This window comes from Photobacterium rosenbergii, assembly GCF_003026455.1.
GTDB classification, from domain to species: Bacteria; Pseudomonadota; Gammaproteobacteria; order Enterobacterales; family Vibrionaceae; genus Photobacterium; species Photobacterium rosenbergii.
In genome coordinates this window covers 1-23,456 of record NZ_PYMB01000024.1, presented here as the reverse complement: position 1 = coordinate 23,456, position 23,456 = coordinate 1, and the positions used below count along the sequence as shown (strand labels likewise).

Genomic DNA, 23,456 nt, shown 5'->3' with positions numbered 1-23,456 from the left:
TGCCGCGGTGTGATATAACTTTTAATACGATTCTAAGTTGCGGGCGGTTAGTTATCCCCGTAACTAGGCCAAGGAGTAAGGAAGCAATGCCACTATTAGACAGTTTCACCGTTGACCATACCCGCATGCATGCACCGGCTGTACGGGTAGCAAAAACCATGCAAACCCCGAAAGGCGATACCATTACGGTTTTCGACCTACGCTTCTGCCGTCCGAATGCAGATATCCTGAGTGAGCGTGGGATCCATACTCTGGAGCACCTCTATGCAGGGTTCATGCGTAATCACCTCAATTCCGATCAGGTAGAAATCATCGATATCTCACCAATGGGGTGCCGTACAGGTTTCTATATGAGCCTGATTGGTACGCCTAGTGAGCAGCAGGTTGCCGACAGCTGGACTGCTGCAATGGAAGATGTGCTTAAGGTTGAGTCACAGGACAAGATCCCTGAGCTGAATGAGTACCAGTGCGGTACTTTCACTATGCACTCGCTAGATGATGCTAAGGAAATTGCCCGCCATATCCTTGAGCAGGGTATTGCGGTCAACCAGAATGATGAGTTGGCGTTGCCTGAATCTATGCTTCAGGAACTTAGCGTCAAGTAACTCACGCTGAGACGAACCGCTAGCGATGAGCTAGACATGAAAAAGCCGGCGACTGCCGGCTTTGTTATATTGAAAGGGTTGTTGGCAAGGTAGGATCAGCCTGTTTTCTTAAGCTGGTTGGGCAGTACCCGTACTTGCTTAATCATATTGTCGGAGACTTCGATGATTTCCATCTGGTAACCGGCTACCTCAATACTCAACTGGCTATCGGGGATGTCTTCAAGGTGCTCTAGGATCAAACCATTGAGGGTACGAGGGCCATCTGTTGGCAGTCCCCAGTTGAGGCTCTTGTTCAAATCGCGGATATTGGCACTGCCTTCGATCATTAGGCTACCGTCTGGCTGCGGGGTAATTTCCTCGGCCAAGGTCGGGCTGATTGATGTGGTGAACTCACCAACAATTTCTTCCAAGATATCTTCGAGGGTGATCAGGCCCTGGATATCGCCATACTCATCAACAATTAGGCCAATACGCTCTTTGTTGCGTTGGAACTTCAGTAGCTGGATATTGAGCGGTGTCCCTTCCGGAATAAAGTACACTTCATCTGCTGCGCGCAGCAGGTTTTCTTTACTGAAGTCATTCTTATCCATCATCAGGCGGTAGGCTTCACGTACCCGAAGCATACCGACCACCTCATCGATGGTATCGCGGTAGAGCACAATACGGCCGTGGGCCGAGTGGCTGAGCTGGCGCACGATCGACTTCCAGTCATCATTGACGTTGATAGCAGCGATCTCGTTGCGCGGTACCATCAAATCTTCCACGGTGACATTTTCCAAGTCGAGGATCGATAGCAACATGTCTTGGTGGCGCCTCGGGATAAGGCCTCCGGCCTCATTCACAACCGTGCGTAATTCATCCGAGCTAAGTTTGCCGTCATTGGATTTATCAACACGCAGGCCAAGCAACAGCAGGAAGCCGTTGGTGATACCGTTAACAAACCAAACTAGCGGATAAAGCAGCTTCATCAGCAACTTCAGAACGATACTGCTAGCAAAGGAGATCCGCTCCGGATAGAGGGTCGCGAGGGTCTTCGGCGTTACCTCAGCAAAGACCAAGACCACCAAGGTTAGGGCACCAGTGGCAATGGCCACACCCATATCACCATAGAGGCGCATACCAAGAATGGTCGCGATAGCCGAAGCGAGAATGTTGACGAGGTTATTACCGATCAGGATCAGGCCGATTAGCCTGTCTGGGCGCGAAAGGAGCTTCTCGACCCGCTTGGCCCCCCGGTGTCCCTGGTTGGCCAGATGTCTCAGCTTATAGCGATTGAGAGACATCATCCCGGTTTCAGAGCCGGAAAAATATCCGGAAATAACAAGAAGCAATATCAGGAGAGAGAATAGAATCCCCGTGGATATATCGTCCAAAAACCTATTTCCTTAACGTTTCTGTTACTTGAACTTTGTACCCAGACGCACTGGGTGTCAATGAATGGGGCAAGGATTTATGCCCCAATAATGATTTCTTTGACGAAGCGGCTGCCAAAATAGGCCAGCGTCAAGAGGAAGGCACCTACCATACTGAACCAGACAACCCGGCGTCCACGCCAACCTTTCTGGTAATGTCCCCACAGCAGCACAGAATAGACACACCACGCTAACAGCGAGAAGACGGCCTTGTGGGTTTTGCCTTGAGCCAGCATATCTTGAATAAAGATAAATCCGGTCACCAAGGTGACAGTCAACAGTGAATTACCGACCAAAATGATCTTGAAAAGTTGCCGTTCGACCATCATTAAAGGAGGAATGTTCGGGTTTATCAGCAGGCTCTTTTTATTCTTAAGCTTGTGATCCAACCAAGCCAACTGAATTGCGTATAAGGTTGCAATCATCAGGGTTGAGTAGGAGAACAGGGCCAGCGAGATATGTAAGAGCACTTCTGGATGGGTTTCCAGGTGGGTAATGAATGCACCTGGTAGGAATGTCGCTGCTGTGAGGTTAATCGCAGCAAAGCTGTAGACCACTGGTAGCAGGAACCAGACCCGCATTTTTAGCATGGCACCGGTTGTAATGGCCGCAATCAGCAAGCTGATCAGTGAAGCCACGTTCAAAATACTGAGGTTTTGTCCCTGTCCACCCAGAATGAGATCTTTGAGCAGCAGGATATGCAGGGCAATAGCGGCCACAGCAAACACAAAGACCGGTTTGGTCTTGATGCCATTGCTGTTGGTAAGGCCCGGTACAACCAGCCCAAGGGCAAGAAAGTAAAGGCATGCCGCTATGACGGCAATCAACATATCCATAGTAAACTTAACTATTTAAGATGGTAAGAGTTCGCAATTATACCTTGCTAGCCGCCCTCTCGCCATGATAAAGCGAGATCAATGGCCTACTGAAGCCGTTTTATCAGGCTATATCACAGTGAAAGTGTCCGTCAGGGCATGAAAGCAGGGTAAGGATTGCGTTATACTAGCCAGATCATATCGATTAGTTGCGTAACGAGCGAGTAGCACATGTTCGAAAATTTAACGGAGCGTTTATCGCGAACGCTTAAGAATGTCAGTGGCCGCGGCCGCCTGACGGACGACAACATCAAGGATACGCTGCGTGAAGTACGTATGGCGTTACTCGAGGCTGATGTTGCGCTTCCTGTTGTCCGTGACTTCGTCAAGCGCGTCAAGGAACGTGCGGTTGGTACCGAAGTATCGAAGAGCCTGACTCCGGGCCAGGAATTTATCAAGATCGTTCAAGCTGAGCTTGAAGCGGTCATGGGTGAAGGTAATGAAGACCTGAACCTCGCCAGCCAGCCGCCAGCGGTTATCTTGATGGCCGGTTTGCAGGGTGCCGGTAAAACCACCAGTGTCGGTAAGCTGAGTAAGCTGCTTAAAGAGCGACAGAAAAAGAAAGTCATGGTTGTTTCTGCCGACGTATACCGTCCAGCGGCGATCAAACAGCTAGAAACCCTAGCCAATGACTTGGGTGTTGACTTCTTCCCGTCGACACCAGACCAGAAGCCGGTAGATATCGTTACTGCCGCGCACGCTGAAGCCAAGCTGAAATTCTACGATGTCCTGATTGTCGATACCGCGGGTCGCCTGCACGTCGACAGCGAGATGATGGACGAAATCAAGGATGTCCATAAGGCAATCAACCCAGTCGAAACCCTATTCGTGGTTGATGCCATGACGGGTCAAGATGCCGCCAACACAGCAAAAGCCTTCGACGAAGCGCTGCCGCTGACCGGTGTGATCCTGACCAAGGTCGATGGTGATGCCCGTGGTGGTGCTGCGCTATCTGTGCGTCATATCACTGGCAAGCCAATTAAATTCCTAGGTATTGGTGAGAAGACCGATGCCCTAGAACCATTCCACCCAGACCGTGTGGCTTCACGTATCCTTGGTATGGGTGACGTACTGTCTCTGATCGAAGATCTAGAGCGTAACGTCGATAAGGAAAAAGCCGAAAAGCTTGCGAAGAAGTTCAAAGAGAAGAAGGGCTTTGACCTAGAAGACTTCCGTGGCCAGCTGCAGCAGATGAAGAGCATGGGCGGCATGATGGGCATGATGGACAAGCTGCCGGGTATGTCGCAGCTACCTGAGAATGTCAAAGATCAGGTTGACGATAAGATGTTCAACCAGATGGAAGCGATCATTAACTCAATGACGCCGAAAGAGCGTGAGCGCCCTGAGCTTATCAAAGGCTCGCGCAAGAAGCGTATCGCCTTGGGTTCTGGTACTCAGGTCCAGGATGTCAATCGCCTGCTCAAGCAGTTCACCCAGATGCAGAAGATGATGAAGAAGATGCAGAAGGGCGGAATGAAGAATATGATGCGCAACATGAAAGGCATGATGCCTGGCGGCGGCATGGGCGGAATGTTCGGCCGCTAAGCGTTAATCTTCCACTAAATCATTGAGCTTGGGTAAGTCAACATAATTAAACTGGTGAAAATTTAGCTAAAGCGGTTGCATTCGTCAGTTTAAAGAGTAAAATTCCCGAGCTTAATTTGGCACGGGCCCCGTTAGTATCCCTGGCGGGGCCGATTTCATTTACAGTAATGCAAAGAGGACGATATGGTTACCATTCGTTTGGCACGTCACGGCGCTAAGAAGCGTCCATTCTATCAAATCGTTGTTGCTGACTCTCGCGCTGCTCGCGACGGTCGTAACATTGAAAAAATTGGTTTCTTCAACCCGCTAGCTAAGGGTCAGGAAGAACGTCTACGTCTTGACCTTGACCGTGTTAACCACTGGGTTGGTCTAGGCGCAACTGTGTCTGACCGCGCAGCTAAGCTAATCAAAGACGCTGCTAAAGCGGCTTAATTAGCATGTCAGGTAATAGAGAAGCAATGAGTACACAAGACCGCATTATTGTTGGCAAACTTGGTTCCACTTATGGCATCAAGGGTTGGCTCAAAGTTTTTTCTTACACCGAAGAAGCTGAAAGCATTTTTTCCTACCAGCCTTGGTTTATCAAAGTTAAGGGTGAGTGGAAGGAGTTCCGCGTTGAATCGTGGAAACGCCATGGTCAGGGGTTAGTCGCTAAGCTTGAAGGTCTGGATATCCGTGAGGATGCCCAGAAATTCACTAATGCTGAAGTCTACGTTTTGGCAGAACAACTACCAGCACTGTCAGATGACGAGTTCTACTGGCGTGAGTTGTATGGAATGACAGTGGTCACTACCGAAGGTTACGACCTAGGTAAAGTCACTGACATCCTGGAAACAGGTTCCAACGACGTCTTGGTAGTCAAAGCCAACCTGAAGGATGCTTTTGGCCAGAAGGAACGTTTAATCCCGTTCCTCGATGAGCAGGTCATCAAGTCGATTGATCGCACTGCTCAGCGGATCGAAGTTGACTGGGATCCTGGATTTTAATCCCCGGTAATAGGTGAACAAATGAAGGTAGGCATAATCAGCCTGTTTCCTGACATGTTTAATGCCATTACCAATTTTGGGGTAACAGGCCAGGCGGTAAAAAAAGGCCTCTTGTCAGTGGAAACGTGGAATCCTCGTGATTTTACCCACGACAAACACCGGACGGTTGATGATCGACCATACGGTGGCGGACCAGGCATGTTGATGATGGTGCAGCCTTTGCGCGATGCCATTCACACTGCCAAGCAATCCGTTGAAGGCCAGGCTAAAGTGATTTACCTATCACCTCAGGGCCGTAAGCTTGATCAAGCGGGTGTTGAGGAGTTGGCGCAGAACGAGAATCTAATTCTTATCTGTGGCCGCTACGAAGGGGTAGATGAGCGCATTATCCAACAAGAGGTAGACGAAGAATGGTCTATCGGCGATTTTGTGCTGACGGGTGGCGAACTGCCAGCCATGACCTTGGTCGATGCAGTCGTCCGGTTTGTACCGGGTGTGCTGGGTGACTTTGCGTCAGCGGAAGAAGACTCTTTCGCCAATGGTTTGCTAGATTGCCCTCATTATACGCGTCCTGAAGTGTTGGACGGGCAGGAAGTCCCTAAGGTCTTGTTGTCTGGCAACCACAAGGACATTAGCCGCTGGCGGTTGAAACAATCGCTGGGCCGAACCTGGCTGAGAAGACCAGAGCTCCTGGAAAACCTAGCTCTGACTGACGATCAGGAATTCTTGCTGGCGGAGTTTATCCGCGAACATAAAGCAAGCATTTAATTAATTTAGTATCAGTTTATTCTAGGGTATATACCAAATGAGTAATATCATCAAAGCTCTTGAGCAAGAGCAAATGAAAAATGACCTACCAGAATTCGCACCAGGTGACACTGTTGTTGTTCAGGTTAAGGTAAAAGAAGGTAACCGCGAGCGTCTACAGGCTTTCGAAGGCGTTGTAATCGCTAAGCGTAACCGTGGTCTACATTCTGCGTTCACTGTTCGTAAGATCTCGAACGGTGAAGGCGTTGAGCGTGCGTTCCAAACTCACTCTCCAATCGTTGACAGCATTACTGTTAAACGTCGTGGTGCAGTACGTCGTGCCAAGTTGTACTACCTACGTGAGCGTTCAGGTAAATCTGCACGTATCCGCGAGAAGCTTACTTCTAAGTAATTCGCGACGCGTAAGACGTTTAATGAAAAAGCCCACCGCAAGGTGGGCTTTTTTTATGCATGAAATTTGAGAATTTATTGGCTGATCCAATATATGAAATCCCCCCATCCGGAGCGGCTTAATGTTATTGGTAACACATTCATGCCATTGATTTAAAAGGTTTTATTTACTTGTGTCAGCTAAAAGTCAAAAATAATATAAATTTTGATTATATCTTATTCGTATTTTACATATTGAAATGAATGATGCATTGCGGCTCAGTCTTCATTCAGGATGATTAGTAACGCTATATACATAGGAGTTACTAATAATGAATAAATTTACAATTGCGTCTGTAGCAGTAGCAACTGCTCTTCTTGCCGGTTGTGGCGGTTCTTCAAGTTCTGGCGGTGATGGCAATACAGGTAAGCCGCCAGTAGGTGGTGAGGCAGAGGTTTGTTTCAATCCTGCATTGTGGGAAAACTCTACGCACACAGCAAAATGGCAAACTCGATACGAAACTGAAGGTTCGTTCTATCCAAATACAGAAAACTATATCATTACAACAGACATTGATTTTGAAGAGCATAAATCAGCAACTCGAGTTGAAACTGTTTACTCTTATTCAGAGAGCCCAGTAGGTGTACAAAGTCGTACACAAACACGCCCAAATTCAAAGTCACGTAGTAATTCATGGCAGAACTTTGATTACTATCTAATTGACGAGTCATCTCAATCAGTCTTCCATGCTGGTGATTATTATGGTGGTAATTATGGGGGTGTTTTTGAAGAAGACTTCGATGTGAACTCTCCCGCAGCTCCAATGTGGCTGTTTGGCTCAGATAAAGGTCAAATCACTGAAGCAAACTATTCTTCAGAATTTTCCTTCTTTATTGATGGTGAGTTGATTGATCGTGTGATTTATGGACAGAATAAGCGTCAAGTTACATACAATGGTATTGAAAGTATTGATGTAAACGGTATTCCGGTTGAAGCATGTTCATTCACAGTTCACTCTGTACTTAACGGTAATGTAGATGGTGAAGTTTGGACAGAAACTGAGATCTTTGAGCAGTGGATCGATACTGAAAGCGGCCTTCTTGTAAAATCAGTAATTAATACGACTGATGAAGAAGATGGTGAAATTGTTGATGAGTACTTTAAAGAGCAAGTGCTGGAAGAGTATTCTATCGACGGGGAAGTAGTTTTCACTACAACTCCAGTTCACCTACCTGAGTAGGTAACACTAAAGTGATAAACGAAAAACCAGCCTTGCGGCTGGTTTTTTTGTGTTTTAGGGGGAGCTAAAACTTACGCGCTTTCAGTACTTCCTTCTCTGCGTTCTCTTCGCCTTTGCCTCTAGAACGCTTGATAACACAGCCTGTGATAGCTGGTGAGCTTGCGAGAGTCGATACTCTCATTGGCAGGCCGAAACCTAGATGGCTATTTCCGGATGAAGGTAATACATTCCGTGGTCATAAAAATAGCTGGTACAGTGGTTACCCAATGCAGCTTGTTGTGGCGTAGTAGGTAAGCCGAAGCCGTCCATAGCATTATTACCGCGGCACTCTGGTTGGCACAACCTATTTTGCTCCAGATGATACCGTAGTCAACTTGAGTCAGAGTGCCTCTGATAACGGGCAGCCATTTACAGCCCTGTTCTCCAGTTACAAAAAAACCAGCCTTGCGGCTGGTTTTTATGTTTTAGGGGGAACTAAAAACTTAAGCGGTTTCTGTGCTGCCTTCGACGTTCTCTTCGTCAGCAAGGTCAGTTTCACCTTTGCCTTTAGAGCGCTTGATGACGTAGCCCGCGATAGATAGTGAACCTACGATACCTGCGATGGTTGATACCGTCATCGGTAAGCCGAAACCTAGTTGGCCGTTGTTCAGGATGAAGGTAATACATACCGTAGTCATGAAGATAGCTGGAACCGTGGTTACCCAGTGCAGTTTGTTGTGGCGCAGTAGGTAAGCTGAAGCTGTCCACAGCATCATTACTGCGGTGCTCTGGTTGGCAAAGCCGAAGTAACGCCAGATGATACCGAAGTCAACTTGGGTCAGGATACCACCGATAACAAACAGTGGTAGTGCCATTAGTAGGCGGTTACGCAGTGACTTCTGCTCCATGTTGAAGTATTCAGCTAGGATCAGGCGGCTTGAGCGGAACGCTGTGTCACCTGAAGTGATTGGCAGGATAACTACACCTAGGAAAGCAATGATACCGCCGAATACGCCTAGTAGGCCGATAGACGAGCTGTATACCACGTTACCTGGACCACCGTTGGCAACCGCATCAGATAGTGCTTCTACTGAGCCGAAGAAAGACAGAGCCAGAGCACACCAGATAAGGGCGATAACACCTTCACCAATCATTGCTCCGTAGAAAACGAAACGGCCGTTCTTCTCGTTTTCCATACAACGTGCCATCAGTGGTGACTGGGTCGCGTGGAAACCAGAGATTGCACCACAAGCGATGGTGATGAATAGGGCTGGCCATAGTGGTAGGTCGTTCGGGTTCATGTTGGTGAACATCTGGCTCATCTCGTAGTCGCCAAGCAGTGTGTGCTCGCTAGAGAAGGCGATAGCTGTGATTAGGCCAACAGACATGAAGATTAGCAGCGCGCCGAACAGTGGGTAGAAGCGGCCGATGATCTTATCAACAGGAACGATTGTCGCGATGATGTAGTAGGCGAAGATGATAACAACCATGGTTGTCATCGACATGCCCATGCCGGTTTGCTCGTTGACTAGGTTAGTGATCATGCCTGCAGGCGCTGAAACGAAGACCACACCAACTAGCAGTAGAAGAACAATGGCAAAGATATTCATAAAGTGTTTTGCGCCATTGCCTAGGTAGCGGCCAGTAATGGTTGGTACAGATGCACCACCGTTACGAACAGATAGCATGCCTGAGAAGTAGTCGTGTACAGCACCAGCGAAGATACAACCTAGTACAATCCACAGCATCGCAGCTGGGCCGTACAGTGCACCCATGATTGGGCCGAAAATCGGGCCAACACCGGCAATGTTAAGTAGCTGAACAAGGTAAACTTTCTTGTTCGACATTGGAACGTAGTCAACGCCGTCCTGCTTGCTAAAGGCAGGTGTTTGGCGTTTTTCGTTGATACCGAAGATCTTTTCAATAAATGCACCGTAGATGAAGTAGCCACCTACCAGCGCTGCGACACACATCAGAAACCAGGCCATATCTTGTCTCTCTAATCCTATTGGAGTGGGTTGGTTTAGCTTTGCGTTCCGTGCCTAAACACCCTCGGCAACTGCGCAAAACTTATTTTGATAGCTGCCATCCTACGCGCTTGGTATCAATATTCACCCGATAAAGGGGTGAGTGGTTGTATGGCAGGGTGAGTGGTCGATAAGACTATTAAGCGGTTTTATCGAGTTGGGTGAGCGGTTTTCCCGAGGATTAAGTGGTCGTAGGTAAAATTTAAAACCGTGATCTCTGTCGGGGCTTTGCGCGCGCAATTAAGGTCCTCTGAAACAAGTTAAGTTATTGTATAAAAAGGCCTGTATTGCTTTCTGGGCGACATGTGTTAACTACTTAGACAGGCTAAAATACCGGCCTATTACTGACCACGCCAGTTATCCGTGAGGATGCCATCAGCTATCAACCAATACTGTTTCTACGAGCGGCTCGAACAACTGGGCCTCGAAGGCAAAATGGATTGGAGGCGTGTGAGTTTCGCCGAGAAGAAGGTGGATTATTCACCTCCTTCTGGCAACAAGGCTTCGATCGCCGGATGAACTTTGAAGGCCCGAAGTGATTCTGGGCGCTAGCTCAGGCCGAAGCGGTCTTTGAGTTCTTTGAGGTAGCGGCGGCTGACGGGGACCTGATGGTTTCCCTGCGTGGTTATTTCTGCAAGGCCATTTTCCAATAGCCTGATCTCCCTGATGGCGGTGGGATGGATCAGATATTGGCGATGACAACGGATCAACGGTGTCTTCTCCTCTAACGTTTTCAGCGTTAGTTGGGTTGTGGCTTCGGCATCACTGCTGACGACGTGAACACCGCTCAAGTCAGAATAAGCGGTTTCGATTTCATCGGGGCGGAGCAGCAAGATCCGGTTGTGGCCACTACAGGGGATCAACTCTAGCATGTCATTGATTAGCGGCGAGTAGTCGGCGGGTTGGCATTCCCTGACCAAGCGTTTGATGGTTTTGGTTAAGCGGCAGGTTTCCACTGGCTTAAGCAGGTAATCAAAGGCGTTATCTTCAAATGCCTTAAGGGCATATTCGTCGTAGGCGGTAACGAAAACCACTTTTGGCATGGTGTCGGGGTCAAGCATGCTTAACATCTCGATACCCGTGATTTGCGGCATCTGGATATCAAGAAAGATAACATCAGGCTTGAGGGCATTGATTTTCTTCAGTGCCTCAATGGCATTGGTGCACTCTCCAATCACCTCAATCGAACCATTCTCTTCCAGTAGGTCGATCAACTCTTCCCTGGCATATTTTTCATCATCAATGACAAGGGCCTTAATCATGCCGCGTGTTCTCCGTTACGGTGTGTGAGGGTATCAACAGGCAGTGTGATGGTTGCCCGGGTCCATTCGTGGGTTTGGTATGTCATGGTCAGGCCATATTGTTTACCAAACATGTTTTTCAGGCGTTTATCGACAATCTTCATACCAAGGCCACTTTCTTCCCCAATGGGGGCATAGTTCCCGGCGTTGTCTTCGACCTCGAGGATAACGTGATCCTGTTCGATAAAGCCGTTGATAGTGATTTTACCATTTTCCAATAGTGATGAGGTGCCGTGTTTGATCGCATTTTCAACCAGCGGTTGGAGGGTAAAGGTGGGGACTTTCAGCGTCATTAATTCATCAGCAACGTTGACCTCAACACTGAGTCGGTCGGAGAAGCGGGCCAGTTCAATTTCTAGGTAGGCATGGATGTGCTGCAATTCTTCCTGCAGGGTCACCGTTTCGATATTTTGCTTGAGGTTACGGCGGAAGAACTGCGACAGGTGCTGGATCAACTGACGGGCCTTATCTGGATCTCGCCTGACTACCGAGTTGATGGTATTGAGTGCATTGAACAGGAAATGTGGGTTTACCTGAGCTTGTAGCAAACGCAGTTCTGCTTGGGTCAGTAGGTTTTGCTGTTGGATATAGCGGCCTGTCAGGATTTGGTTGGACAGCAGCTTGGCGATCCCCTCTCCCAAAGTCAGGTTGACGGTTGAGAACAGCTTACGTTTTGGCTCGTAGAGTTTGATGGTGCCAAGGACCTCATGGTTACCGCCAACCAGGGGGATCACCAAGGCGGACCCAAGCTTACACTTTTCATGGAGTGAGCATTGGTAGGGGATATCATAACCATCGGCGTAAACCAGTTCACAGCCATCAATGGCGCGGCGAGTGTAGCCGGAAGAAATAGGTGTCCCCGGTAGGTGGTGATCATCACCGATCCCGATGAAGGCAAGGATTTTTTCACGGTCGGTAATGGCAACGGCACCGACCCCGGTTTCTTCATAGATGATCTTGGCGATCTTCTTGGTGCTCTGCTCATTGAAGCCTTGGCTGAAGATCCCCACTGATCGCTGGGCGATTTTCAAGGCGCGGCTTGAAAATGCAGCTGAGTATTTTTCGTAAATGGTTTTGCGGTCTTGGATGATGCTCATGAAAAATGCTGCACCCACCGAGTTGGCAATAACCATCGGCAGTGCAATGGCGCTGACAAGACCGAGGGCTTTCTCAAACGGCTGGGCAACTGCAAGGATGATCAGCATCTGGACGATTTCGGCTACCAGAGTAATTACAAAGACCACCTGCGGGCGGAAGATCTGGTCAGCCTGCCCACGGCGGACATAGTAACTGTGCATGATCCCTCCAATCAGCCCTTCGGCCGTGGTGGATATCGCGCAGGCTAAATCGGTAAACCCACCAAGGGTATAGCGGTGGAGGCCTCCGGTTAACCCCACAGCAAAGCCAACCACGGGCCCGCCGAGTAATCCCCCCATCACAGCACCGATCGCTCGGGTATTCGCAATGGCATCTTCTATGTGTAATCCGAAGTAAGTGCCTAAAATACAAAAGAGGGAAAACAGGATGTAGCAGGTAAAGCGCTGTGATAACCGGCCTGAGATTGAAGTCAGGGGCATGAACAGCGGGGTTTTACTGAGCAGGTAGGCCAGTACCAGGTACACGCTGAGTTGCTGTAAGAGAGAAAAAATTAGTTCCATTGCCGTAGGGAGTGCGAGTGAGCATTGCCATTATGGTAACTGGCTTTGCTGGATACCGCCAAAAAAGCTCACGGTGTAAATTTATATTTACAGTGGATTTTTTTCTTTACAGAGGTTGCAATTGTTACCTTAAGCCTGCTATCTTCAGCCTAACAACAGGGCAGTCCTGTTTTTTCTTTTAGTTTTGTATTAATTAGTTTACAGGGAAGCCCGCATGCAAAAAGACCAGTTGAACAACGTCCACATCGAAAATGAGTCGGTACTGATCACCCCACAAGAGCTGCGTAGCAAACTGCCGGTGAGTGACAATGCCCTGAACTTTATTCGTGAATCTCGCCAGACGATTGCCGATATCATCCACAAACGTGATCACCGCTTGCTGGTGGTATGTGGCCCGTGCTCTATCCATGATGTTGAAGCCGCCAAAGACTATGCGGTGAAGCTCAAAGCACTATCGGAAGAGTTGAGTGATCAGCTGTACATTGTGATGCGGGTTTACTTTGAAAAGCCGCGAACAACGGTAGGTTGGAAAGGCCTTATCAATGACCCGCACCTTGATGGTTCGTTCGAAGTGGAAGAAGGTCTGCACATTGGTCGTCAGCTACTGATTGACCTAGTTGAAATGGGGATCCCGCTAGCGACTGAAGCCCTTGACCCAATCAGCCCGCAGTACCTTGGTGATTTGTTTAGTTGGGCGGCTATCGGTGCCCGTACTACGGAATCCCAGACTCACCGTGAAATGGCGAGTGGCCTGTCTATGCCTGTTGGCTTCAAGAACGGTACTGACGGTAGCTTGGGCACGGCGATTAATGCAATGCAGGCTGCGGCATCAGGCCACCGTTTCATGGGTATTAACCGTGATGGTCAGGTTGCGCTTTTGAATACCCAAGGTAACCCAGATGGTCACGTTATCCTGCGTGGCGGTAAACAGACCAACTACGATTCTGTCTCTGTGACTGAGTGTGAAAACGAGATGAATGCGGCAGGTCTTTCTCCTTCGCTGATGGTAGACTGTAGCCATGCTAATTCCCGCAAGGATTACCGTCGTCAGCCGTTGGTTGCTGAAGATGTGATCCACCAAATCCGTGAGGGCAATAAGTCCATTATCGGTTTGATGCTGGAGAGCCACATTAATGAAGGAAACCAGAGTGCGGATCTTCCGCGTGGAGAAATGGCTTACGGTGTGTCTATCACCGATGCGTGTATCAACTGGGAATCGACCGATACCCTGCTTCGCCATACACACCAGGAGCTAACGCCATTCCTTCAAGAGCGTGTTGAAGACTAATTTCGCCACCTAAAGCAGAGAGCCATAGATGGTTGCTGAACTGAGTAAACTAAGAGATCAAATTGATGATGTCGACCGCCAGATGGTTGAGCTGCTTGCTCGCCGTCTGTCACTGGTCGAAGAGGTCGGCCATGTAAAAAGTCAGCATGGCTTGCCGATTTATGCCCCTGATCGTGAAGCGGCAATGCTCGCTTCTCGTCGCCAGGAGGCTGAAAGCAAAGGCGTACCGCCGGATCTAATTGAAGATATCCTGCGCCGTACCATGCGTGAGTCTTATGCCAGTGAAAATGATTCTGGCTTCAAATGCCTCAAGCCCGAGCTGCGCCCGATTGTGGTTGTCGGTGGTCACGGCCAGTTAGGTGGTTTGTTCTGCCGTCTGTTTGAACTGTCGGGTTATCAGGTACGCAAGCTAGGTAGCCAAGACTGGGATAGGGCAGATGAACTGCTGGCCGATGCCGGTATGGTAGTGGTATCGGTGCCGATCAATATCACCGAAACTATTATTGCTAAACTAGGCAACCTGCCGGAAGACTGTATCCTTGCCGATCTGACATCGGTGAAGAGTGGCCCGTTGCAAGCCATGTTGGAAGTGCATCGTGGTCCGGTTGTCGGCTTGCACCCAATGTTTGGTCCTGACATTGCTAGTTTGGCCAAGCAGGTAGTGGCTTACTGTGATGGCCGTAACCCGGAAAGTTATCAGTGGTTGCTGGAGCAGATCCAGATTTGGGGTGCGACCCTCAACCGTATTAGTGCCATCGAGCATGATGAAGGTATGACCTTGATTCAGGCACTGCGCCACTTTACGTCTTTTGCGTATGGGGTGCACCTTGCTGAGGAAGATCCGAAGCTTGAGCAGCTGATGTCTCTGAGCTCGCCGATTTACCGCTTGGAGCTTGCGATGGTTGGCCGTCTGTTTGCTCAGGATGCCCAGCTATATGCTGATATCATTATGTCGTCACCGCAGAACATCGCGATGATCAAGCGTTTCCACCAACGCTTTGGCGAAGCCATTGCGATGCTGGACAACCAGGACAAAGAGACGTTCAAGCAGGCCTTTGGCCGGGTTGAAAATTGGTTTGGGGATTACGCCCAGCATTTTTTAACCGAGAGCCAGGGATTACTTAGACAGGCGAACGACTCGACTCACCGTACCTCGTCAGGTCGCTAAGCAAAGCGCCTTCGACATGAACAACAAAGCCCACGTACTTTGCAGTGCGTGGGCTTTTTAGTCTTTGGAGCCTAGAGTCCTAGAGCCCTAGAGCCTGTAGCTTAGAGAGTGGCATATTGCTGGATGGAATTTCAAAACCTACCTGACAGGGAAGTCAGGTTGGAGCTACATGGATGTATTTACCGCGTTTTTGAAATTCCCATCCAGTGATGTGCTGGTGCTCTCGCTAGAGGTAACAGCCTTAGATCAAATCACCCGTCTCTGGATCAACCGGTTTGACGTTCTCGCTTGGGTAGCAGCCCAGCACTTTGATAAAGCGGGTCAGGCGGGTTAGCTCTTCCAAAGCTTCTTGCATCACTTCTGATTTGAGGTTCTCTTCGACATCGACGTAGAACATCTCTTCCCACGGGTTACCTATGACCGGACGCGACTCTAGCTTGGTCATATTGATATTAAGGTTACGCAGTACTAGCAGACACTCTACCAATGAACCGGCTTTCTGCGCCGTCGACATGGTTAGGGTGGTCTTGGCTGGGATCAGCGAGGTCACTTCCACTGGCTTGCGGGCAACAACTATAAAGCGGGTGTAGTTTTCTTGCTGGTTGGCAATATTGGTCTTGATTGGAGTCAGCCCATACAGTTCGCCGCTTGAGGCATTACCGATAGCAGCCACGTTCGGTAGCTTGAGTTCAGCCACTTGCTTCATTGCTTCTGCAGTGCTCGAGCAGTACTCCTGGGTGATATTGCCCATTGAATGCAGGTACTCGCTGCACTGCTGGTGTGGTTGCGGGTGCGAGTATAGGGTATCGATGTCTTCCAGTTTGGTATCAACCGCAGCTAGCAGGCAGTGCTCGATGGGTTGGTTGATCTCGCCAACAATCGACAGGCTGGTGTGCTGGAGCAAGTCGTAGACTTCGTTGATAGAGCCTGAACTGGTGTTTTCGATAGGCAGCACGCCGTAGTCGGCATTGCCAATTTCTACCGTGTGCAGCACGTCGCGGAAGGTCGAACAGCTGATCTCCACCAGTTTGGTTTGCTTTTTGCTGAAATAACTGCGGCTGGCCAAGTTGGAGTAGGAGCCTTTGGCACCGAGGAAGGAGACGCGGGCGACAGGTTGCAAGCTCTCTGGGTTGGCGATCTTTTGCAGGAAGGCCTGCTGGAACAAGACGGAGTCTTCGATAATGGTATGGAAGATCTGGGTGACGTACTGGGCATCCAACTGCAGCGACTGACCGGTTTCAATCAATCGGAGCAATAGTTCTTGCTCGCGGGTTTGATCGCGCACCGGCTTGGCGGTTTGGATCTTGCTCATGGCGACTTCGAGGCTAAGCTGGCGGCGCTCGGCAAGCAACTTTAAAATTTCGTTATCGATACGGCTGACGTTGGTTCGGATCTCGTCCAGCGAATACTGCGGTTCTGTCATTGTCGCTCCCTGTCTTATTCATACAAAAAAGCCCCCTTGGTGAAGGAGGCTGTCTGTTCGTCTTTAGCTTGTTTCTTGCGTAACGAATAGCCCCCACTAAGGTGACATAAAAAAGAAGCTAAAGAAAAACAGTTGGGTCATTTGCATAAATACTAAATGTTGTGAATTTGAGTTAGGTATGGCTCAACATTATTAAGCCTAGGAAGGGTTGTCAAGCAGAAACTAAACAGCCCTGCAAGGCAGGGCTGTTTATAAAATCCTCTTGAATAATTATGCTTCTTCTTCGGCTTCTGTTTCTTCAATCTGCGGCTTGTTGCTGTGGCTTGCACGGCGTGCCGTTGGTTTGTGAGCTTGTTTGTTCAGTTGGCGTTCCAGCTTCTGGTATACCTCAGTAATCGCACCGTACATATCGTCATGCTCTGCTGAGGCGACTAGTTGACCTCCCGGAATAGCAGCAGATGCTTCAATTTTAAATTGGCGGTTTGGCTCGGTGCTGATAACAGCGTGTTTGCTGATGAGTGGAACTTGATACTTTTCTAACTTCTTGAATTTAAACTCAATACGCTCACGGATAGCAGGGGTGATATCAAGGTTTTTGCCGGTAATGTCTACTGTCATAATTATCTTTCCTCTTTTGCTACCCTTCGTTGGGTTGACTTCAGATTACTAAATTCAGGAATCAATAATGTGATCTGGATCACGATTGTATTGTTAAAATATTGTCCAGAAAAATTCTGTGATCGAGCTTTGTTTGTTGCAAAAAAGTTTGAAGAAAGTGCTTGTCGGCGGATAGAAAGTTGGGGCAGTATGAGGAAAGAACGAACGCTGGTGGCTGGTGCTATTCAGGGACTTTATTCGATTTATAACAACCACTTGGACTAAAATTGACCAGCTTGTCATTAGCGCTTCGATAATGATTACCGAGATTCATAAAAAACAGCAGCCATAAGGCTGCTGTTTTTTTATGGTCGGAGACCTGTCTATTAAACTGGGTTGAGTGCGATAAGCTTGCGGGTGTTTTCCAGCGGCTCGCTCAAGCCGAGTTTTTCGTAGGCGCTTTCCATAATCAGAAGGGACTTACGGGCAGCTTCAGTATTCGGGTACTCACGCTGAATAAGCTGGGAGCGATTGACGGCAGCAACCCAGGCTTCACGACGTAGGTAGAAGTCAGCAGCGGCTAGCTCGTAGTCAGCCAGGCGGTTTTTCAAAAAGACCATACGTGCCTGTGCATCGGCAGCATAGCGACTGTTCGGGTAGCGCTCTAGTAAGCGTTTGAAGTCACGGAATGCTTTACGGGCAGGTTCTGGATCGCGATCGTGGCGATCGATATTGAACAAGTCATGCATAAAGCTTCGGTCTTGCGCCATGCTAGTCAGACCGCGCATATACAATACCCAGTCAGCTTTCTCATGGGCAGGGTTCAAGCGGTTGAAACGATCAATCGTTGCTTCACCCAAAGCAAGATCATCGTTTTTGTAGTAGGCATAGATCAGGTCAAGCTGAACCTGTTCAGAGTAAGCGCCGAACGGGTAACGGGAATCCAATGTTTCCAGTCGTTCAATGGCGGTTGTCCAGCTACCGCTTTGCAGGGCCTGCTGGGCAGTGGCATAAAGTTCAGATGGCGGTACGTCCGGTACCACTTCTTCCGTGCTTGAACAGCCTGAAAGTATGGCGACGGCAAGAAGAGACGATAGAGTCAGGCGTTTCATTGCGGCGACTGTTTCCTTGATAAATAATTTTATTTCGGCGGATCCATTACGGTCTGAGCCGTTAACAGATACAATGACACTATTATGTTATTTTACGCAGCGTTTGACGTTTAGTCCCACGCTTTTTAAAAAAGTTCGCTATGGCACAGCAGATAGAGTTAACAAATACAGTAAATGATAGTCAACTTGGCTTGCGCCTTGATCAGGTTATCGCTGAATTATACCCCGATTATTCCCGCTCACGGATCAAAGAGTGGATCCTAAATGGCATGGTTTCTGTCGATGGGGAAGTCACGACGAAGCCACGTTTGAAAATGATGGGCGGTGAAGAGCTGTTTATCAAGGCGGAGATCGAGGACGAAGTCCGCTGGGAAGCTCAAGATATTCCGTTGGATATTGTACACGAAGACGAGCATATTATTGTCATCAATAAGCCGCGTGACTTTGTTGTCCACCCTGGGGCAGGTACACCGGATGGTACTGTACTGAATGCGCTGCTTCATCATTGCCCGGCTTTGGCCGAGGTACCGCGTGCCGGTATCGTCCACCGTTTGGATAAAGATACCACTGGCCTCATGGTGGTGGCGAAAACAATTCAGGCGCAGACCCGCCTTGTCCGCGCACTGCAAAAGCGCCGTATTACCCGTGAATACGAAGCGATTGCCATGGGTAAGATGACAGGTGGTGGTACGGTAGACAAGCCTATTGGCCGTCACCCGACCAAGCGTGTATGTATGGCGGTGAGTGAGTTTGGCAAGCCGGCAATCACCCGCTTCCGTGTAGCTGAGCACTTCCGTGAGCATACCCGTATCATTCTACGTCTTGAAACGGGCCGTACCCACCAGATCCGTGTTCATATGTCTTACCTGAGCCATCCATTGATTGGTGATGCTATTTACGGTGGTCGTCCACGTCCGCCGAAAAATGCCTCTGATGAGTTGATTCAGGCTCTTCGTGCTTTCGATCGTCAGGCACTACATGCCCGCATGCTTCGCCTGGAGCACCCTATTACGGGTGAGTTGATGGAATGGCGTGCTCCATTACCGATTGATATGGTTGCGATGATCAGCATCTTGCGCAAAGACAAAGAAGAGCACCAAGAGGAAGAATACTGATATGTGGATTGTTCCCGACTGGCCGGCTCCAGCCAATGTGAAAGCCATTGCGACAACACGTAAAGGCGGTAATAGCACTGGTCCGTACCGAGGCTTGAATCTTGGTAACCATGTTGGGGATGACCCTGAGGTTGTGTTGCAAAACCGCCAGTGGTTACAGCAGCAACTCGGTCTTGAGACTGCACCTGTTTGGCTGAATCAGACTCACAGCACCGATGTGGTCAACCTTAAGAAGCCGAGCGCCGAGGTGTTGGATGCTGACGGCAGTTATACTGCACAGAAACACCTTCCTTGCGTAGTGATGACGGCCGATTGCCTACCAGTGATCCTGTGCGATCGCCAAGGCACTCAGGTGGCAGCGGTTCATGCCGGGTGGCGTGGTTTGGTTGACGGTATTATTGAACAGGCTGTTGCTCAGTTTTCAGTTCCAGGCTCGGAAATCATGGCTTGGCTAGGTCCAGCTATTGGGCCCAAAGCCTTTGAGGTTGGGGGAGAGGTACGTGAACAGTTCCTTGCCCATGATCCAGATGCCGCTCAAGGCTTTGAGCCACATGGCGAAAAGTGGTTGGCTGATTTGTATCTGCTGGCACGCCAGCGGTTGGCGAGTGTGTCTGTGAATGATGTATTTGGCGGTGATGCTTGTACCTTTTCCGATGCCGAGAAGTTTTTCTCATATCGGCGTGATGGGGTGACTGGTCGCCAGACAACCTTGATCTGGTTGGAGTAGCCTCACCTCAATCTTACTTGCTTCCTTTAAAGCCCTGCCTGTGCAGGGCTTTTTTATATCTTGATGTTATTGGATCAGGGTGATTTGGGTTGGCGTAGCGGGTGACAATTCGACGACTTGGGCACCGTAAGGCACGGTATACGGTTCATAGCCGTTGCCAACAGCTCGGTAGAAGCGTTGGTTAATGCTGTCATGCAGCAATACAACACCCTTGTAGCTAACGGTTCTTAGCATGGCATTGTTAATGATGATGATATTGCTGTTATTCGGTACCGCATTGCGGCGGTTGTCGATACGGGCTTCTGTCCTTGCTTCGATGCGGGCTTCCTGTCGCGCCTGCTGGCGGGTTTCCTGAATATCGCGCTGAGCCAATACCGTCGATGAGGCCATTAAGGTTGCAAGGGCGATTCATGCAGGAAATCGGCAGCATGAAAATTGACAGAGGAATATTTGGCTTGAAAAGTAGGAGCAAGGCCACCATATCTTATCGTGAGAGAAGATAGGAGGACTTATGCGTCTTGACCGTTTTACTAGCAAATTCCAGATGGCAATCTCTGATGCTCAATCGCTAGCATTGGGACGGGACCATCAGTATATCGAACCAGCCCACTTGATGGTGGCGCTGTTGAATCAGGATGGCAGTACCATCCGGCCACTTCTTACCCTATTGAATGTCGATATCGCTCAATTGCGCTCTGGTTTATCCGAGCTATTGGATCGCCTGCCAAAAGTGAGCGGTATTGGCGGTGATGTCCAGTTATCACATGGTATGGGCATGTTGTTCAACATGTGCGATAAGCTGGCCCAAAAACGCAAAGACAAATATATCTCGTCTGAACTATTTATCTTGGCGGCAGTGGACGACAAAGGCCCGCTAGGTCAACTATTGAAAGAGAAAGGCCTGACCGCAGACAAAATAGAGCAGGCAATTGAAAAAGTCCGTGGCGGCCAGAATGTCGATGATCCTAACGCGGAAGAAAACCGTCAGGCACTGGAAAAATTCACCATTGACCTGACCGAGCGAGCCGAGCAGGGCAAACTCGACCCTGTTATTGGCCGTGACGATGAAATTCGCCGTACTATCCAGGTATTGCAGCGCCGTACCAAGAATAACCCAGTGATCATCGGTGAGCCTGGGGTAGGTAAAACAGCGATTGTAGAAGGTTTGGCACAGCGCATCGTAAATGGCGAGGTGCCCGAAGGACTACGTCATAAGCGTGTACTTTCCTTGGATATGGGCTCCTTGATTGCCGGTGCTAAATACCGTGGTGAATTTGAAGAGCGCTTGAAGTCAGTACTGAATGAGTTATCGCAGGAAGAAGGTAGCATCATCCTGTTTATTGATGAGCTCCATACCATGGTCGGTGCCGGTAAAGGTGAAGGCTCCATGGATGCGGGGAATATGCTCAAGCCCGCGTTGGCCCGTGGTGAGCTGCATTGTGTCGGTGCGACGACATTAGATGAATACCGCCAATATATCGAAAAGGATGCTGCGCTTGAGCGTCGTTTCCAGAAGGTGCTGGTGGATGAGCCTACTGTAGAAGACACGGTAGCGATTTTGCGTGGCCTGAAAGAGCGTTATGAGCTGCACCACCATGTAGAGATCACCGATCCAGCTATTGTGGCCGCAGCTAGCCTTTCGCACCGCTATATTTCGGATCGCCAACTGCCGGATAAGGCGATCGATCTGATTGATGAAGCAGCCTCAAGCATCCGCATGCAGATAGATTCCAAGCCGGAATCCCTTGATCGCCTAGAGCGCCGCATCATCCAACTTAAGATCGAGCAGCAGGCGCTGGAAAAAGAGAGTGATGATGCCAGCCAGAAGCGTTTGAACGATCTGCGCCAAGAGCTCGACAAAAAAGAGCGTGAATACGCCGAGTTAGAAGAAGTGTGGAATGCCGAGAAAGCCGCTTTGTCTGGCACTCAGCATATCAAGACAGCGCTTGAGCAAGCGCGTACTGACATGGAAATCGCCCGCCGGGCAGGCGACTTGAACCGGATGTCAGAACTGCAGTACGGCAAAATCCCTGAGCTTGAAAAACAGCTCGATTTGGCTGCCCAAGCCGAAATGCAGGAGATGAGCCTACTTAAGAACAAGGTGACTGACGCTGAAATCGCGGAAGTGCTGTCCCGTCAAACCGGGATCCCGGTCGCCAAAATGCTAGAAGGGGAACGCGATAAGCTACTTCGTATGGAAGAAGCGTTGCACAAGCGTGTTATCGGCCAAGATGAAGCGGTCGATGCTGTCGCCAATGCGATTCGTCGAAGCCGGGCAGGATTATCGGATCCAAATCGTCCGATTGGTTCGTTTCTATTCCTTGGCCCTACTGGGGTAGGTAAAACCGAGTTATGTAAGTCTCTGGCTCACTTCATGTTTGACAGTGATGACGCCATGGTGCGGATTGATATGTCGGAGTTTATGGAGAAACACTCTGTAGCCCGCTTGGTCGGCGCACCTCCCGGTTATGTCGGCTACGAAGAAGGTGGGTACTTAACAGAGGCGGTTCGTCGCCGTCCTTATTCGGTTATTTTGCTCGATGAGGTTGAGAAGGCACACCCTGATGTCTTCAATATCTTGTTGCAGGTACTGGATGACGGACGTTTGACCGATGGTCAGGGCAGGACGGTAGATTTCCGTAACAGCGTAGTGATCATGACGTCTAACTTGGGCTCGGACCGAATCCAAGAGCACTTCGGTGAGTTGGATTACGATGGTATGAAGCAAACCGTGATGGAGGTTGTTGGCCAGCATTTCCGACCTGAGTTTATCAACCGCGTTGACGAAACCGTGGTCTTCCACCCATTAGGTGCCGAGCATATCAAGAATATTGCCAGCATCCAGATCGCCCGCTTGGTGAAACGCTTAGAAGAGCGTGATTACCAGTTGGAATTGGATGAGAGTGCATTGGATCTTATTGCCGAAGCGGGTTTTGATCCAGTATTTGGTGCGCGGCCGCTAAAACGTGCCATCCAGCAATATGTGGAAAACCCACTGGCTCAAGATATATTGTCAGGCAAGTTTGCAACGGGTAAGCCAATCAGTATTGTTGCGAACGAAGGGCATATTGAAGCTAAGCAGTAACAAGCCCACATCAGCCTAACGATTGAAGCCCTCCTAAAATAGGAGGGCTAATTATATGGTCCGCCTCACTCTTAAGCCTCTACGCTTGGGGTAGGTAAATTGAAAGAGGTGAACCATATGTCTTCCTTACATATTCTTGGTATAGATCTTGGTAAACACTGCTTCCACATAGTCG

At 49.3% G+C, this 23,456-nt stretch carries 21 protein-coding genes, 1 pseudogene and 1 other annotated feature; of the genes and pseudogenes, 12 read left to right on the top strand and 10 right to left on the bottom strand.

Annotation, left to right across the window (positions count from 1 at the left end):
• Nucleotides 1–86: 86 nt before the first annotated feature.
• Nucleotides 87–605 carry an S-ribosylhomocysteine lyase gene (luxS, locus tag C9J01_RS24800; RefSeq protein ID WP_107300795.1) on the top strand — a complete coding sequence of 173 codons (519 nt, stop codon included), beginning with the start codon at nt 87–89 and terminating at the stop codon, nt 603–605.
• A 95-nt stretch (nt 606–700) separates the two neighbouring features.
• Here the strand turns inward: luxS and C9J01_RS24795 are convergent, their stop codons facing one another.
• Together C9J01_RS24795 and C9J01_RS24790 are read right to left on the bottom strand one after the other, a co-directional pair.
• On the bottom strand, nt 701–1,978 hold the full coding sequence (locus C9J01_RS24795) for an HlyC/CorC family transporter (RefSeq protein ID WP_107300794.1): 1,278 nt from the start codon (nt 1,976–1,978) through the stop codon (nt 701–703).
• A gap of 77 nt (nt 1,979–2,055) precedes the next feature.
• Nucleotides 2,056–2,853, bottom strand: a complete 798-nt coding sequence (locus tag C9J01_RS24790; RefSeq protein WP_107300793.1) for a cytochrome C assembly family protein — start codon at nt 2,851–2,853, stop codon at nt 2,056–2,058.
• Between the two features lie 210 nt (nt 2,854–3,063).
• Here C9J01_RS24790 and ffh point away from each other — a divergent pair, with 210 nt between their 5' ends.
• The 6 genes from ffh to C9J01_RS24760 all read left to right on the top strand — a co-directional run bounded on the left by ffh (nt 3,064) and on the right by C9J01_RS24760 (nt 7,801).
• Nucleotides 3,064–4,437: a signal recognition particle protein gene (gene ffh / locus C9J01_RS24785; RefSeq protein ID WP_107300792.1), complete on the top strand. Its 1,374-nt coding sequence runs from the start codon at nt 3,064–3,066 to the stop codon at nt 4,435–4,437.
• Between the two features lie 183 nt (nt 4,438–4,620).
• The gene (gene rpsP / locus C9J01_RS24780; RefSeq protein WP_039468642.1) at nt 4,621–4,869 is read left to right on the top strand and encodes a 30S ribosomal protein S16; all 249 of its coding nucleotides are present in this window, start codon (nt 4,621–4,623) and stop codon (nt 4,867–4,869) included.
• Nucleotides 4,869–5,423 (top strand): ribosome maturation factor RimM, encoded by a 555-nt coding sequence (gene rimM / locus C9J01_RS24775; protein WP_187463525.1) that lies wholly within the window; start codon nt 4,869–4,871, stop codon nt 5,421–5,423. Before rpsP ends, rimM begins: the two co-directional genes overlap by 1 nt.
• Before the next feature lie 21 nt (nt 5,424–5,444).
• Nucleotides 5,445–6,191, top strand: a complete 747-nt coding sequence (trmD, locus tag C9J01_RS24770) for a tRNA (guanosine(37)-N1)-methyltransferase TrmD (RefSeq protein WP_039468645.1) — start codon at nt 5,445–5,447, stop codon at nt 6,189–6,191.
• Nucleotides 6,192–6,228: 37 nt separating this feature from the next.
• Nucleotides 6,229–6,582 (top strand): 50S ribosomal protein L19, encoded by a 354-nt coding sequence (gene rplS, locus C9J01_RS24765; RefSeq protein WP_039468648.1) that lies wholly within the window; start codon nt 6,229–6,231, stop codon nt 6,580–6,582.
• A gap of 310 nt (nt 6,583–6,892) precedes the next feature.
• Nucleotides 6,893–7,801, top strand: coding sequence for a hypothetical protein (locus C9J01_RS24760; protein ID WP_107300790.1), 909 nt, complete (start codon nt 6,893–6,895; stop codon nt 7,799–7,801).
• Nucleotides 7,802–7,865: 64 nt separating this feature from the next.
• On the opposite strand, the pseudogene C9J01_RS24755 reads toward C9J01_RS24760, so the two are convergent.
• The 4 genes and pseudogenes from C9J01_RS24755 to C9J01_RS24740 all read right to left on the bottom strand — a co-directional run.
• Nucleotides 7,866–8,199 (bottom strand): annotated as a pseudogene (locus C9J01_RS24755) (carbon starvation CstA family protein); the annotation flags it as partial.
• Nucleotides 8,200–8,283: 84 nt separating this feature from the next.
• Nucleotides 8,284–9,768 carry a carbon starvation CstA family protein gene (locus tag C9J01_RS24750; RefSeq protein ID WP_107300789.1) on the bottom strand — a complete coding sequence of 495 codons (1,485 nt, stop codon included), beginning with the start codon at nt 9,766–9,768 and terminating at the stop codon, nt 8,284–8,286.
• A 587-nt stretch (nt 9,769–10,355) separates the two neighbouring features.
• Nucleotides 10,356–11,069, bottom strand: a complete 714-nt coding sequence (gene btsR, locus C9J01_RS24745) for a two-component system response regulator BtsR (RefSeq protein ID WP_107300788.1) — start codon at nt 11,067–11,069, stop codon at nt 10,356–10,358.
• Complete coding sequence (locus tag C9J01_RS24740) at nt 11,066–12,766, bottom strand: sensor histidine kinase (RefSeq protein ID WP_107300787.1); 1,701 nt, start codon at nt 12,764–12,766, stop codon at nt 11,066–11,068. The genes btsR and C9J01_RS24740 overlap by 4 nt, the downstream gene beginning before the upstream one ends.
• Nucleotides 12,767–12,980: 214 nt before the next feature.
• Between C9J01_RS24740 and C9J01_RS24735 the strand changes: the two genes are divergently transcribed.
• A complete protein-coding gene (locus C9J01_RS24735) occupies nt 12,981–14,054 on the top strand; it encodes a 3-deoxy-7-phosphoheptulonate synthase (RefSeq protein WP_107300786.1) in 1,074 nt (357 codons plus the stop codon).
• Nucleotides 14,055–14,082: 28 nt separating this feature from the next.
• A complete protein-coding gene (tyrA, locus tag C9J01_RS24730; protein ID WP_107300785.1) occupies nt 14,083–15,222 on the top strand; it encodes a bifunctional chorismate mutase/prephenate dehydrogenase in 1,140 nt (379 codons plus the stop codon).
• A 241-nt stretch (nt 15,223–15,463) separates the two neighbouring features.
• On the opposite strand, the gene pheA is transcribed toward tyrA, so the two are convergent.
• The 3 genes from pheA to bamD form a co-directional block, all read right to left on the bottom strand.
• Nucleotides 15,464–16,645 (bottom strand): prephenate dehydratase, encoded by a 1,182-nt coding sequence (gene pheA, locus C9J01_RS24725; RefSeq protein ID WP_107300784.1) that lies wholly within the window; start codon nt 16,643–16,645, stop codon nt 15,464–15,466.
• Nucleotides 16,646–16,667: 22 nt separating this feature from the next.
• Nucleotides 16,668–16,790: a sequence feature (Phe leader region), on the bottom strand.
• A gap of 125 nt (nt 16,791–16,915) precedes the next feature.
• Nucleotides 16,916–17,263, bottom strand: a complete 348-nt coding sequence (gene hpf / locus C9J01_RS24720) for a ribosome hibernation-promoting factor, HPF/YfiA family (RefSeq protein WP_107300783.1) — start codon at nt 17,261–17,263, stop codon at nt 16,916–16,918.
• Nucleotides 17,264–17,628: 365 nt separating this feature from the next.
• Nucleotides 17,629–18,354 carry an outer membrane protein assembly factor BamD gene (bamD, locus tag C9J01_RS24715; RefSeq protein ID WP_039468674.1) on the bottom strand — a complete coding sequence of 242 codons (726 nt, stop codon included), beginning with the start codon at nt 18,352–18,354 and terminating at the stop codon, nt 17,629–17,631.
• A 140-nt stretch (nt 18,355–18,494) separates the two neighbouring features.
• On the opposite strand from bamD, the gene rluD reads away from it, so the two are divergent.
• Nucleotides 18,495–19,469, top strand: a complete 975-nt coding sequence (gene rluD, locus C9J01_RS24710; RefSeq protein WP_107300782.1) for a 23S rRNA pseudouridine(1911/1915/1917) synthase RluD — start codon at nt 18,495–18,497, stop codon at nt 19,467–19,469.
• Nucleotide 19,470: 1 nt separating this feature from the next.
• Nucleotides 19,471–20,196, top strand: coding sequence for a peptidoglycan editing factor PgeF (pgeF, locus tag C9J01_RS24705; protein ID WP_107300781.1), 726 nt, complete (start codon nt 19,471–19,473; stop codon nt 20,194–20,196).
• Between the two features lie 66 nt (nt 20,197–20,262).
• Here pgeF and C9J01_RS24700 read toward each other — a convergent pair whose 3' ends face one another.
• Complete coding sequence (locus C9J01_RS24700) at nt 20,263–20,586, bottom strand: hypothetical protein (RefSeq protein ID WP_107300780.1); 324 nt, start codon at nt 20,584–20,586, stop codon at nt 20,263–20,265.
• A gap of 121 nt (nt 20,587–20,707) precedes the next feature.
• Between C9J01_RS24700 and clpB the strand changes: the two genes are divergently transcribed.
• Complete coding sequence (gene clpB / locus C9J01_RS24695) at nt 20,708–23,281, top strand: ATP-dependent chaperone ClpB (RefSeq protein WP_107300779.1); 2,574 nt, start codon at nt 20,708–20,710, stop codon at nt 23,279–23,281.
• The last annotated feature ends 175 nt before the right edge of the window (nt 23,282–23,456 follow it).